Annotated in this window: 14 protein-coding genes; 8 read left to right on the forward strand and 6 right to left on the reverse strand. The window is 69.3% G+C overall.

Annotated elements, in window-relative coordinates:
* Positions 1-102: 102 nt before the first annotated feature.
* The 3 genes from ACE3OG_RS00335 to ACE3OG_RS00345 are packed head-to-tail and all read right to left on the reverse strand — an operon-like array spanning position 103 to position 3300.
* A complete protein-coding gene (locus tag ACE3OG_RS00335) occupies positions 103-1260 on the reverse strand; it encodes a DUF459 domain-containing protein (protein WP_374304947.1) in 1158 nt (385 codons plus the stop codon).
* 55 nt (positions 1261-1315) lie between these two features.
* Positions 1316-3013 (reverse strand): SulP family inorganic anion transporter, encoded by a 1698-nt coding sequence (locus ACE3OG_RS00340; RefSeq protein ID WP_374304949.1) that lies wholly within the window; start codon positions 3011-3013, stop codon positions 1316-1318.
* Complete coding sequence (locus ACE3OG_RS00345) at positions 3013-3300, reverse strand: helix-turn-helix domain-containing protein (protein WP_374304951.1); 288 nt, start codon at positions 3298-3300, stop codon at positions 3013-3015. Before ACE3OG_RS00345 ends, ACE3OG_RS00340 begins: the two co-directional genes overlap by 1 nt.
* 173 nt (positions 3301-3473) lie before the next feature.
* Here ACE3OG_RS00345 and ACE3OG_RS00350 point away from each other — a divergent pair, with 173 nt between their 5' ends.
* The 4 genes from ACE3OG_RS00350 to ACE3OG_RS00365 all read left to right on the forward strand — a co-directional run bounded on the left by ACE3OG_RS00350 (position 3474) and on the right by ACE3OG_RS00365 (position 6735).
* Positions 3474-4556 carry a YihY/virulence factor BrkB family protein gene (locus ACE3OG_RS00350; protein ID WP_374304953.1) on the forward strand — a complete coding sequence of 361 codons (1083 nt, stop codon included), beginning with the start codon at positions 3474-3476 and terminating at the stop codon, positions 4554-4556.
* Positions 4557-4671: 115 nt separating this feature from the next.
* Positions 4672-4962: a hypothetical protein gene (locus tag ACE3OG_RS00355; RefSeq protein ID WP_374304955.1), complete on the forward strand. Its 291-nt coding sequence runs from the start codon at positions 4672-4674 to the stop codon at positions 4960-4962.
* Between the two features lie 31 nt (positions 4963-4993).
* On the forward strand, positions 4994-5257 hold the full coding sequence (locus tag ACE3OG_RS00360; protein ID WP_374304957.1) for a hypothetical protein: 264 nt from the start codon (positions 4994-4996) through the stop codon (positions 5255-5257).
* 224 nt (positions 5258-5481) lie between these two features.
* Positions 5482-6735 (forward strand): SLC13 family permease, encoded by a 1254-nt coding sequence (locus ACE3OG_RS00365; RefSeq protein ID WP_374304959.1) that lies wholly within the window; start codon positions 5482-5484, stop codon positions 6733-6735.
* A 95-nt stretch (positions 6736-6830) separates the two neighbouring features.
* Here the strand turns inward: ACE3OG_RS00365 and ACE3OG_RS00370 are convergent, their stop codons facing one another.
* Positions 6831-7616 carry a helix-turn-helix domain-containing protein gene (locus ACE3OG_RS00370; protein WP_374304961.1) on the reverse strand — a complete coding sequence of 262 codons (786 nt, stop codon included), beginning with the start codon at positions 7614-7616 and terminating at the stop codon, positions 6831-6833.
* Between the two features lie 127 nt (positions 7617-7743).
* Between ACE3OG_RS00370 and ACE3OG_RS00375 the strand changes: the two genes are divergently transcribed.
* Positions 7744-8949 carry an MFS transporter gene (locus tag ACE3OG_RS00375; RefSeq protein WP_374304963.1) on the forward strand — a complete coding sequence of 402 codons (1206 nt, stop codon included), beginning with the start codon at positions 7744-7746 and terminating at the stop codon, positions 8947-8949.
* A 69-nt stretch (positions 8950-9018) separates the two neighbouring features.
* Here the strand turns inward: ACE3OG_RS00375 and ACE3OG_RS00380 are convergent, their stop codons facing one another.
* Together ACE3OG_RS00380 and ACE3OG_RS00385 are read right to left on the reverse strand one after the other, a co-directional pair.
* Positions 9019-9528, reverse strand: a complete 510-nt coding sequence (locus ACE3OG_RS00380; protein WP_374304965.1) for a hypothetical protein — start codon at positions 9526-9528, stop codon at positions 9019-9021.
* Between the two features lie 362 nt (positions 9529-9890).
* Positions 9891-10334 carry a universal stress protein gene (locus tag ACE3OG_RS00385; protein WP_374304967.1) on the reverse strand — a complete coding sequence of 148 codons (444 nt, stop codon included), beginning with the start codon at positions 10332-10334 and terminating at the stop codon, positions 9891-9893.
* Positions 10335-10732: 398 nt separating this feature from the next.
* Here ACE3OG_RS00385 and ACE3OG_RS00390 point away from each other — a divergent pair, with 398 nt between their 5' ends.
* The 3 genes from ACE3OG_RS00390 (at position 10733) to copC (ending at position 12576) form a co-directional block, all read left to right on the forward strand.
* A complete protein-coding gene (locus tag ACE3OG_RS00390; RefSeq protein WP_374304969.1) occupies positions 10733-11155 on the forward strand; it encodes a DUF2946 family protein in 423 nt (140 codons plus the stop codon).
* A gap of 62 nt (positions 11156-11217) precedes the next feature.
* Positions 11218-12198, forward strand: a complete 981-nt coding sequence (locus tag ACE3OG_RS00395; RefSeq protein WP_374304971.1) for a hypothetical protein — start codon at positions 11218-11220, stop codon at positions 12196-12198.
* A gap of 9 nt (positions 12199-12207) precedes the next feature.
* Positions 12208-12576 (forward strand): copper homeostasis periplasmic binding protein CopC, encoded by a 369-nt coding sequence (gene copC, locus ACE3OG_RS00400; protein ID WP_374304972.1) that lies wholly within the window; start codon positions 12208-12210, stop codon positions 12574-12576.
* The last annotated feature ends 12 nt before the right edge of the window (positions 12577-12588 follow it).

Genomic DNA, 12588 nt, shown 5'->3' on the forward strand with positions numbered 1-12588 from the left:
ACATAAGCGTTATTTTTTACTGCTGAATATGTGTCCAATGCATCAATCAGCGTCTTATATGTCTGTTGAGGAGACGTGGCGCGATAACCCCTATAACCCACTTTAGCGCGGCCAGGAAAAATCGTCGGCGCGTCCGGGCTCCGGCGCGCCCTGCAGCGGGTTGCGCCGGGCGAGGGCGGGCGAGCGCGAGGCGAGCTCGCCGCCGGGCGCGCGGGCGGGGCCGGTCAGCGGCAGCACGGGTCCGGCGATCGGCTTCTCGACCGGAGCGGCGGGCGTCTCGTCCCCCGGCGCCCTGGCCTCCGCCGGCGCCGGCACGCCGGGGCTCTCCGGGCTCCTGAGGCGCGCGAGCTCGTCGAGGCGGCGGCGGATGTCCGGCTCGACGAAATGGGCGAGCTTTCGCGCGCCGGCCTTCGTGAAATGCACGCCGTCGGTCGCGCGCAGCTTGACGATCTCGCCGTTGACGTCGGGCCCGCTCGCGCTGAACGCGCCGCCCTCGGTGGCGAAGGCCTCCCACACGTCGATGAATTTCGCGCCCGCGGCGCCCGCGTGGGCGCGGTAGAGGTCGTTGAAGGCGGAGGCGTCGGCGGAAAGCCGCTCGTTCTTCATGACGGGCAGCCCGACCCACAGCAGCGGGATGTCGTGGTCCCGGAAAGCCGCGGCGATCCGCTCGACGCGCGCGGCGTAGGCCGCCTCCCATTGCGGCGTGCGCGGCTCGAAGGCGCCGCCCGCGCCGTCGCGCAGCGTCTGGCTGTCGTTGCCGCCGATCATGACGACGGCGACGTCGATCTTCTCGCCGCTGGCCAGCAGCTCGTCGACAGCCTTCGGCCAGTCGTAGTAGTCGTCGCGCACGAGGCCGGTGTTCTCCTTGGCCTTGCGGCGGATCGCGACGTCGGGGCGGTCGGCGAAAGCCTCCGCCAGCCCTTGCCCGAGCATCTGGCCGAGGCTGTCGCCGAGCACGGCGACGAAATAGGCGGGCTCGACCGGCGGCTGCGCAGGCTTCGCGCTCTGGGCGGCGCGGGCGGCCTCGGGCTTCGCCGCGCGCTTCGGCTTGGCCGCCGAGCCGCCTGGGCGCCTGATCTCGGGCGCGCGCTTGGCCGCTGGCGCCTCGTGCGGCTTGAACAGATCGCTGATCCAGTTGAACGGATTGAAGTCCTGCGCCCGCGCCGGCGCGAGGAGAAGAAAAGGCAGGGCGAGCAGGACCGCCAGGGCGGCCGCGATGGACGCCGCGCGCTTCGGATCGGGGCGCCGGACTCGTTTCATGCTTCGATCATAGCGCGCCGGCGCGCGGCGCGCATCGCGCTCACGCCGCCTTGTCTTACGCCGCCTTGTTTTGCGCCGCGATCGCCGCCCTCGCCGCGGCGGCGGCCGAGGCGGCGTCGTCCCTGAAGCGGACGTGGCGCACCCCGTGCGTCGACATGATCAGCGCGCGCCGCACCTCGCGATGCGCGCCGCTGACATAGACGAGCGCGCCGTTGCGATGCGCCTTGGCGGCGAAATTGCCGATCGCGGCGGCGGCGGTCGAGTCGAGCTCAAGCAGCCCGGACAGGTCGAGGATGAAGGCCCTCGGCTTCTGCGCGATCTCGTCGAGCGCCGCGGCGACTCCGGCCGCGGCGCCGAAGAAGAACGCTCCCGAAATCTTCAGCGCGACGATGTCGCCGTCGTTCGTCACGGAAGGGTCGAAGCCGATGTCCGCGTCCTCCGCCTCGAGGCCGTCGAGCGTCCGGACCTCCAGCGTGCGCGACATGCGCCGCATGAAGGCGAGGGAGGCGACGCTGAAGCCGACGAGGATGCCGGTCACGAGGTCGCGGAAGATGGTCAAGAGGAAGGTGGACAGCACGGTCGCCGCGTCGGCGCGCGAGGCGCGCATGAGGCTCGCGAAGGCGTGCGTCTCGGCCATGTTCCAGGCGACGACGGCGAGCACGGCGGCGAGGGCGGCGAGCGGGATGTAGGAGGCGAGCGGCGCCGCGAGCAGCATGAACAGGAGAAGGAACAGGGAGTGCAGCATCCCCGCGACGGGGCTTCGCGCGCCCGAGCGCACGTTGGTCGCGGTGCGCGCGATCGTCCCGGTGACGCAGATTCCGCCGAACAGGGCGGAGGCGACGTTGGCCGCGCCCTGCGCCACGAGCTCGCAATTGGAGCGATGGCGACGGCCCGACATCGAATCGGCGACGACGGCCGACAACAGGCTCTCGATGCTGCCGAGCAGCGCGAAGGAGGCCGCCGCCGGCAGGACGTCGAGGATCTTGGCGAGGCTCAGCGGCGGCAGGGCGGGCGCCGGGAGGCTGCGCGGGACGCCGCCGAAATGCGAGCCGATGGTCTCGACCGGCAGGGAGAGCGCCGCGGCGGCGGCCGAGGCGAGGACCACCGCGATCAGCATTCCCGGCCACTTCGGCCGAAAGCGGCGCAGGGCGAGGATGACCCCGACGGCGCCGAGCGAGACGGCGACCGCCGCCGGCGTCGCGCTCGGCAGGGCGGGCCCGAGCGTCCCGAGCTTTTCGAGCAGCGGGCCCGGCTCGGGGCGGGAAAGGTGAAGCCCGAGCAGATCCTTGATCTGGCTCGCGAAGATGATCGCGCCTATGCCGGCGCTGAAGCCGACGGTCACGGGATAGGGGATGAACTTGACGAAGGCGCCGAGCCGCAGCGCGCCGATCGCGGCCAGCATGAGCCCGCTGAGGAAGGTCGCGAGCAAAAGCCCTTCGACGCCGTGCGCCGCGACGGTCGCGGCGACGAGCACGATGAAGGCGCCGGCCGGGCCGCCGATCTGGTAGCGGCTGCCGCCGAGCGCCGAGACGAGGAAGCCGCCGACGATCGCCGTGTAGAGGCCGCGGTCGGGCGTGACGCCGGAGGCGATGGCGATGGCCATCGACAGCGGCAGGGCGACGATGGCGACGGTCAGGCCGGAGACCGCGTCGGCGCGCAGGTCGGCGAGCCCGTAGCCTTCGCGCAGGACGGTCACGAACTTGGGGGTGAAGGCGGAGTCCGCCGGCCGGCGCGCGGCGAGCGCGTCGCTCATCAGCCGGGCTCCTCGTTTCTCTTGTCTTCCCGCTCGCGCGCGCTTTCCCGGAGCCGCACGCCGCGCCCGCCCGACAGGCTCTGGTCATCGTCGCCGATGAGCTCGACGCCGGCGCGCCGCAGCGCCTCGACGACGCGGGTCAGCGTGTCGACGACGCCGCGCACATTGCCGTCGCTCGCCTCCATCCGCTGGATGGTCGGCAGCGAAAGCCCGCTCATCTCGGCGAGCCGCCTCTGGTCTATGCCGAGCAGGGCGCGCGCGGCCCGCATCTGCGCTGACGTCATCATGGCGCATGTCTGATATGCTAGAATTATGATTTTTCCAATAAGAGTTGATGCTTGAAACGTTATTATTGACGTTTGAGGGCGCAAGGACGGCGCTCCGCCGCCCGCGCCGCAACCAAAGAGGCGGACGCGCCGTTTAGGCCGCGGCGGCGCGCCGACGCCGAGGGAGGCGGACGATGCTGCGTCGTGAAGACGAAAAGGCGACCGACGCGGCGGCCGGCCGGCGCGCCGGCGCGCGCCCCGGCGTTGCGACGGCGCTCGCGGTGACGGCGGTTCTCGTCGTCGCCGCGCTGCGCGGCTCCGGCGGCGAGGAGCGCCGGGAGGCGCAATCGGCGCTGCAGCGCAAGGCGCCGGAGGCGCCGCTTCCGGCCGGCTTTCCGCCGCCGCAGCCGGCCTCCCATCCGGCGCAGATCCCGGCGGCCGGGTGGAAAAGCATCCTGTGGCGCACCTTCGACGGCTTCAGCCGCGACCGCATTCTGCTCGTCTCGGCCGGGGTGACGTTCTATCTGCTGCTCGCCATCTTTCCGGCGATCTCGGCGCTCGTCGCGCTCTATGGCTTCTTCGCCGACCGCGCGACGCTGACGCAGCAGACCGCGCTGCTGCAGGGCGTGCTGCCCGAGGGCGGAGTCGAGCTGCTGCGCGACGAGACGGCGCGCATCGCCGCGAGCGGACAGAGCGCGCTCAGCGTGGCGTTCCTCGTCGGCCTCGCCGTCTCCATCTGGAGCGCCAACGCCGGCATGAAGGGTCTCTTCGAGGCGATGAACGTCGTCTACGAGGAGGAGGAGAAGCGCAGCTTCCTGCGGCTGAACCTGCAGTCGCTCGGCTTCACTTTCGCGGCGCTTCTCTTCGCGCTCTTCGCGCTTGGCGCCATCATCGTCGCGCCGCTCGTGCTGAATTACTTCGGACTGCAGACCATCGGCGCGGCGCTCGTCGCCGCGGCGCGCTGGCCGCTGCTCTATTTCGGCCTCGTGCTGGCGCTCGCCGTGCTCTACCGCTACGGGCCGAGCCGCGACCCGACGGCGCGCTGGCGCTGGATCACCTGGGGCAGCTCCAGCGCCTCGGCGCTCTGGCTCGTCGTGTCGATCCTCTTCTCCTGGTACGTCGCCCATTTCGGCAGCTACAACGCGACCTATGGCTCGCTCGGCGCCGTGATCGGCTTCATGACCTGGATCTGGCTCTCCATCACGGTCGTGCTGCTCGGCGGCGAGCTCAACTCCCAGATCGAGCGGCAGGCCGGGCGAAAGGCGACGCCGGACTGACGCGCCCGGCGTCGCCGCGCCGAAGCTCGAAATCGCTTGAACTGCGCCGTCGACGGACGCAATCTCGACTTGGGCGACGCATGAGACGTCGCCGCAGGCGCGGAAAGGTCAGTCCATGTCCGGGGCCATCATCAGTTTCCTTATTCAGGTCATCGCCGGCGGCGCAGGCGGCAACCTGCTTTCGAAATTCAAGGATTTCGGCCTCGGCCCGACGGGCAGCACGATCAGCGGCGCGATCGGCGGCGGCCTTGGAGGACAGATTCTCTCGGCGCTCATTCCGGCGCTGTCCGGCGCCGGCGGCGTCGACATCGGCGTGTTGCTGGGACAGGCGGTCGGCGGCGGCGTCACCGGCGCGATCGTCACCGCGCTCGTCGGGATCGTCAGGACGAATTTCTTCAAGACGTGACTTGAGGCGCCGTCGAACGTAAAGATCGGCCGTGAGCTCCGCCCTTCAATCGTTCCGTTCAGGCGACGTCCCGCTCGAAATCGGGCTGGCGGCGCTCGGCGGTTCGTCGAGCGCGGCGCCGCATCCTGAGGAGATGAAGGCGGGCGTCGAGCTTCGGATCGGCCGCGGCTTCGCCATGAGCGCCTCGGCGCGGACGACGCCGGCGGGCCTCATCTGCGCGGCGATCGCCGTTTCGGCCATTCTCCTTTCCGCCTCCGCCCTCCTGCGCGCCGCCCCGAGGCGCGGCTCGACCTAGCTGTTCAGTCCCTGCGTTTGACGCGCCGCGCCGAATCCGAACCTTCGCCGGCGCTCGGCTCAACCTTTCGGCGCGACGCGAGTTGACGGCCTCAGGCGCGCGCCGATCCGCTCCATGGCTCCCTGACGCGACGACATGAAGAACCACCAACGCGCGACCGGGCGCGCCGCGGCTCACGCAGCGCGCCGTGGCGTCGGCCGCTCCGCCGGCGAGGGCGGGCGACATTGACCAACGCCTCGGCGGCGATATGGGCGATCGCCGCCGCTTCCGCGGCGGGCGTCGTCGTGCGTCCCTTTCGCTCGCCCGAATGGGCGTGGGCCGTCGGCGCGGCGGCGCTGCTTCTCGCAAGCGGCCTCGTCTCGCCGGGCGACGCCGCCGCCGCCGTGGCCAAGGGCGCGGACGTCTACCTGTTCCTGGCCGGCATGATGCTGCTGAGCGAAGCCGCGCGCGCGGAAGGCGTGTTCGACTGGATCGCCGCCGCCGCGGTCCGGCGCGCCGGCGGATCGGGGCCGCGCCTCTTTCTCCTCGTCTATCTGACGGGCGTCGCAGTCACGACCTTTCTTTCGAACGACGCGACCGCGGTGGTGCTGACGCCCGCCGTCTTCGCCGCCGCGCGGAAGGCGAAAGCCGATCCCGAGCCGTTGCTGCTCGCCTGCGCCCTCGTCGCCAACGCCGCGAGCTTCGTCCTGCCGATCTCCAATCCGGCCAATCTCGTCCTTTACGGCGGCCACATGCCCGCACTTTGGCCCTGGCTCGGCGCGTTTCTGCTCCCGTCAGTCGCCTCGATCCTCGTGACCTTCGCGGTTCTGAGGATCGTCGAGCGCCGGCGCGTTTCGGCGCCTTGCGCGCCGAGCGAGGCCGGCGGCCCGCTGTCGGCGGGAGGCGTCGCCGCGCTCGGCGGCGTCCTCGCCGCGGCGACCCTGCTCCTCGTCATGTCGGCGCTCGACCGGCCGCTCGGCCCGCCGACGGCGCTCGCCGGCGCCGGCGCGGCGCTCCTCGCATCGCTCCTCGCGCGGCGCTCGCCGCTCGCGCTGGCGCGCGAAATCTCCTGGGGCGTGCTGCCGCTCGTCGCCGGGCTGTTCGTCGTCGTCGAGGCGCTCGAGCGCACCGGCGTCATCGGCGCCCTCGCCGCGGCGCTGCGCGCGGCCTCGCTCGAAAATCCGGCGTCCGCGTCGGCCTGGGCCGGCGCGATCGTCGCCGTCGCCTGCAACCTCATGAACAACCTACCCGTCGGGCTGGTCTCGGCTTCCGCGATCGGGCAGGCGCATCCGCCGCAACTCGTCGTCGACGGGCTCCTGATCGGCGTCGACCTCGGACCCAACCTGTCCGTCGCCGGCTCGCTCGCCACCATCCTGTGGCTCCAGGCGATCCGGCGCGAAGGAGAGGACATGAGCTTCTGGCGTTTTCTCAAGATCGGCCTCGTCGCGGCTCCGACGGCGCTCGCGGCGGCGCTCGCCGCGCGGCTTTTGATCGGCTGAAACGATCCTCGCATGAACGCGGTCCGGGCCCATCCCTCGGCGTGACGCTCATCGCGAGATTCGAGGCGCGCCGCCCGCCGTCGCGGCCGCAAAATTCAGCCGCGGCCGTTTCTGAGTCCGAGATAGGTCAGCGGCGGGCTGCCGAAAGCGCGCTTGAACATGATCGTGAAGGCGGCGGGATTCTCATAGCCGAGGTCGATCGCCACCGAGGTCACCGGCTCGCCGGCCGCCAGCCGCGGCAGCGCGCACAAAAGGCAGGCCTGCTGCCGCCACGCCTGGAAGCTGAGGCCGGTTTCGCGCCGGAAGAGACGGGTGAAGGCGCGGCGGCTCATCCCGAGCTCGCCGCTCCAGTCGTCGATCGTCTCATGGACCCGAGGGCGCAGGACGAACCGCCTGCAGCGCTTCGCAAGGGGCCCATGCGCAGGATGGCGCAAGGACAGCGTCAGCGCCGGGAGCCGCGGCATTTCGTGCTGGATCAGCTCCATCAACGCCCCGTCCCGCCCGGTCAGCTCATATTCGAGCGGAAGGTCGAGCGCCTCCGTCATGAGGCTGCGCATGAAGGCTGAGACGCCGACCACCTGACAGGCGGCCGGCATGCCCGGGACGGAGCCGGGTTCGACATAGAGGCTTTGCATGCCGACCGCGCCCACCACGCGCACATGGTGCTCGGTGGCGGGCGGGATCCACATTCCGCGTTGCGGCGGCATCACCCATGCGCCCGTCGGGTTCGCCACCACGACGAGCCCCGACGCGCCGGAAATCAGCTGGCCGCGCCGATGCCGATGCGGCGCGACGACATGCCCGTCGGGGTAGTTTTTGCCGATCGCGACGATCGGGCGGGCGACATGATCCACGTCGTCGATATGGATGTCCCGCGCCATTGGCCCGCTCTCGTAATAATAAGGCCCGACTACGGTGGCGGGACGAAACGCCGTCCTCTAGCCTGGCGCGACGTCGAAAGCAACATTTCCGCTCCGCCCGCCGCCGGCGACCGTCAAGGAACAGGATGTGTCCACCCAGGCCCTTCATCTCGCCCAGAGCAAAGCGAAGACGGTCTTCCCCGTCTTGTGGGCCACGAGCTTCTGTCATCTGCTCAACGACATGCTGCAGGCTCTGCTGCCCGCCGCCTATCCGATCCTGCAACAGGGATTTGACCTGAGCTTCGCGCAGGTCGGATTTTTGACGTTCGTCTACCAGCTGACGGGCTCGCTGCTGCAGCCCTTCATCGGCCACTACACCGACCGTCGGCCGGCGCCGTACTCGCTGCCGTTCGGCATGGCCGCTTCGATGGCGGGGCTGACGACGCTCGCCTTCGCGCCGAGTTACGGAACGCTGCTCTCCGGCGCGGTCATGCTGGGGCTCGGCTCGTCGATCTTCCATCCGGAGGCCTCGCGCATCGCCCGTCTCGCCTCCGGCGGCGCGCACGGCCTGGCGCAGTCGCTGTTTCAGGTCGGCGGCAATTTCGGCACCGCTCTCGGGCCTCTGGCGGCCGCGTTCTTCGTGCTTCCGCGCGGGCGCAGCGGCCTCGCGTGGCTCTCGCTCGCCGGGCTCGCCGGCATCGTCGTCATGACCGCGCTCGGCCGCTGGTACGAAGTCAACGGACACGCCAGGCGGCCGGCGGGCGGGCGCCGCATCGCCCCGACCCTGACCTCCGGGCAGGTGCGCAAGGCGATGGCGGTCCTGATCGCGCTGCTCTTCTCGAAATATATCTACCTTGCGAGCTTCACGAGCTATTACGTCTTCTATCTGATGGACCAGTTCGGACTTTCGACCAGGGACGCGCAGATTTATCAGTTCGCGTTCTTCGCCGCCGTCGCGGCGGGCGCCGTCGCGGGCGGGCCGATCGGCGACAGGGTCGGCCGCAAGCCGGTGATCTGGGTTTCGATCCTGGGCGTGCTGCCGTTCGCCCTGCTTCTGCCGCACGTCGGACCGGCCGCGACGGGCGTTCTGAGCGTCGTGATCGGTTTCGTCATCGCCTCGGCCTTTCCCGCGATCGTCGTCTACGGGCAGGAGTTGATGCCGGGCCGCGTCGGCATGGTGTCGGGGCTGTTCTTCGGATTCATCTTCGGCGTCGGCGGCGTCGGCGCGGCCATGCTCGGGGCGCTGGCGGACTGGCGGGGAATCCGGTTCGTGTTCCTGCTCTGCTCGTTCCTTCCCGCGCTCGGCGTGCTGACGATGTTTCTGCCGGACCTGCGCGAACGCAGGGCTGCTTGAGGGCGGACGTCCCGATCCGTTTCCCACTCGGCGCGCCTTGGTCGTCACGCGCGCAAGCCCTCCATCGCGCTACTTCGCCGCTTTGCCCGGCGGACAGATGTCGTAGCTCCTGCTCATCACCTTGCCATACGCCGCGGTTTCAAAAGCGTATGGCTCCTTCTCGCTCCATACGTCTTTGTCGTCTATCAACCTGCACCAGTGAACGCATTCGTGCAGGAGCGTCGCTTCGGCCATCAGCCGGCCATCGGCGGTTCCGGCGTTCTGGGCGATGTCCGGCGCCACGTAAATCTCGTTCGCGGCGGCGGAAGGCGCCGTGAACCCGGCCTTCATCCTGAACTTCTGGAGATATGAGCCGTCGGGCTGCTTTTCTGGAGGCCCATCCTCCTCGCACCTGAAGAAGTCGGGATCGATCCTGACCGTCGGCCCCTGCGGGTACAATATCGCCAGCGCATAGGGATCGCCCGCATAGCGTTCAAGCGCCTCTTTCAGTTTCGGCTTGCTGGCGACCGTGAAAAACATGCGCTGAATAATGACGGCCAGATCGGGAAATTTCTTGCTGTCGTCCGGACGTATGTACATCGCTGCGCACTCGACACGCGGTTGCGGATTGGCTGGTCGCGAGCGTGTCTCAATGAGCCTGACGAAGCGGTGCCGTCGCGCACGGGATCGGGGCGCTCGCTCGTCGGGCCGTCGCCGACGCGCTCAAGCGCCGACGAGATTCGAGAGCGGCGGCGCGGCGGGCGGGCCGCCTCGCCCCGAGCGCGGCGCGAGAGGCGCGCAAGCTCAGGGCGCCCGTGCGGCGCGCCAGCCATATGACGCCGGGGACGATCGCCGCCTCAACCGGGGCTCGTCCGCCCGCCGCCTGAGGCGGCCTGCGCCTGTCCCCTATCGGCCGCGACGGCCTGAATCAGCGACGCCACGACAGAGGGGACGATCCGCGCCTAGTCGCGATGAACGAGGACGGGAATCTTGCAGTGCGTCAGCACTTTCATCGTGACGCTGCCCAGAATCAGCGCCGAGACGCCTTTTCGTCCGTGGGAGGATATGACGATCAGATCGGCGCCCTTCGCCGTGGCCGCGTCGATGATCGCTTGATAGGGGTCGTCGTTTTCAACCCGGAGGGTCTCGGGGGAAACGCCGGCCGCCTTTGCGACAGCCGCGGCGGCGTCGAGGATCTCCGTCGCCGGTTTGACCACGTGCTGATCATAGAACTCCGGGGTGTCCCGGATCACCGGCGTTCTGGCGGGCGGGAAATCCCGGAACGGACGAGTGACGGTGACGATCGTGACTTTTGCGCCGATCGCCTTGGCGAGCTCCACGCCATGGCCGACGGCCTGGCCGGCGAGCGTGGATCCGTCGGTTGGGATCAGGATGTGGGTGTACAAAATTTCCTCCTTGACTCTTGTGATTGTCAGGCTGCGGAGAATGCGTCGAATTTAACTCATAGGAAAGCGCTTTTACATAGAGGCGGCCTATCCCAGGAGCCTGCGCGCGCTCGGCGCTCTCTCTAAGAGAGAAGAGGTCATAGCCGGCGCCTGCGAGAACGAAAAAGCACGCCTTGCGCAGTCAGGCGATCGATCTGGTCAAGCGATCCCGAGTTTCGTCGCAGTGCGACGAAAAGGCGCGGGAACGCCCTGTGAAGCGAGCCGTCCGGATCCGGCGAACGACGCGCGCTGTGGCGAAAAGGTCTCCTCGCGAGAGAATCCGGCGCGGCGGATTGAACTGGCGGCGTCGCTGATCGTAGGCTCGCGCTGAAGCGATCTTCGCTTTCCGGGAAACGGACGTGGCCGCAGCTCGACGCGCGCATGGCTCGCCCCGACGCAAGAGCGTCGCAGCCCTCGCGCTGGCGCTCGTCGCCTGGATCGCGATCCTTCTCGCGCCGCTGCGCGTTTGCGCCGCCGGAGGCGAGGCTGACGCCGCGGCGGCGCTGTCGTCCCTTCTGGGCGATGGCGCGCCGGTCGTCCATTGCTCGTCTCGCGGCCATGACGGCGATCACGCGCCCGACGGCGGCCAGTCCTCGCACGACGATTGCCCCGGCTGCTGCGCCTCGGCGGAGCTGGCGCTCACGCCCGACTGGACGCCGACGACGGCCGCCGCTCCCGCATGGCGGCCGGCGGCCATTCCCGCGCCGGTCGACAGCCTCCATTTCGCCGCACGTCCGCGCGCGCTCGCAGGACGACCGCGCGCGCCGCCGTCCTTGATCTGAACAAGCTCTTCCGGCGTCGCCGAAGCCGGCGCCGGCTCGCCCTCTCAGACCAAGGAATCTCCATGTCCATCAAGGCTCTCGCAGCCCCATGCGGGCTTGCGGCGACGCTCGCCTGCGGCTTGCTCCCGCAGATCGCGCTCGCCCACGTCATCGTCGGAAACCGCTTCTTCCCCGCGACGCTGCTCATCGACGACCCCGGCGTCAACGATGAGCTGTCGCTGCCGACGTTCGCCTATCTCACAGGCCCCGACGGATCGCAGTCCTATGCGTTCTCGTTCGAATGGGACAAGCGCGTCACGCCCGATCTCGGCTTTTCGATCGGCGACGGCTACATCCACCAGAACAATCCGCGCGCCAACGGCTGGGACAATCTCGAAAGCGACGTCAAATACGTCCTTTTCCGCAATCCCGAACACGAATTCATCCTCGCGACTGGGGTCGGCTTCGAATGGGGCGGCACCGGCAATGCGCGCGTCGGCGCCGACCAGTTCACGAGCTGGGGGCCGAGCGTCTATTTCGGCAAGGGCTTCGGCGACCTGCCGGACAGCCTGAACATTCTGAAGCCCTTCGCGGTCACCGGGCAGCTCGGCGCGTCATTCTCGACGCATCCCGTGACCGTCACGACGACATGGGACCGTCACGAGCGCGCCAACGTCACGGACGTCGACTACGATCCGACCTTCTTCAACTGGGGCTTCTCGCTCCAGTACAGCCTGCCCTATCTCAACGCCAACGTCAGCGCGGTGGACAACGAGGTCCTGAAGCGGCTCATTCCGCTCGTCGAGGTCGCCTTCTCGAGCCCTGTCGCCAACATCGGGCCCGTCGACGCCGGAAACAGCCATGTCGCCACGGGCCTCGTCAACCCGGGCGTCATCTATGTCGGGCAGGGCTTCCAGATCGGCGCCGAGGCGCAGATCCCGATCAATTCCGCGAGCGGCAAGCACGTCGGCGCCATCGCGCAGCTTCATCTGTTTCTCGACGACCTGTTCCCTGACGGCGTCCTCGGGAAGCCGTTGTTCGACGGGCCGCAGGCGGCGTTCTAGGAGGGTTGCATGACTTCATCCTTCAGGATCGGCCTTATGGCGGCGGCGTTCGCGCTCGCGTCGCAGTCCGCGCAAGCGCATGCGCTGCTCGAGTCGGCGTCGCCGCCCGTCGGCGGCTCGGTCGCGAATTCGCCGTCGCAGATTCGGCTCACCTTCAGCGAGGACGTCGTGCCGCAGTTCTCCGGCGCGCAGCTCGCGGCCGAGGCCGGAGCGGCGATCCCGCTGGGGCGCCCTTCCGTCGATCCGGCGGACAGGAAGACGCTCGTCGTGCCTATCGGGCGCGAGCTCGCTGCGGGCCGCTACAAGGTGAGCTGGCGCGCGGTCTCCGTCGACACGCACCGGACGGAAGGTTCGTTCTCCTTCACCGTCGGCCGCTGACCACGCTGGACG

The sequence above is a fragment of the Methylocella sp. genome, assembly GCF_041905455.1.
In the GTDB taxonomy this organism is placed as follows: domain Bacteria; phylum Pseudomonadota; class Alphaproteobacteria; order Rhizobiales; family Beijerinckiaceae; genus Methylocapsa.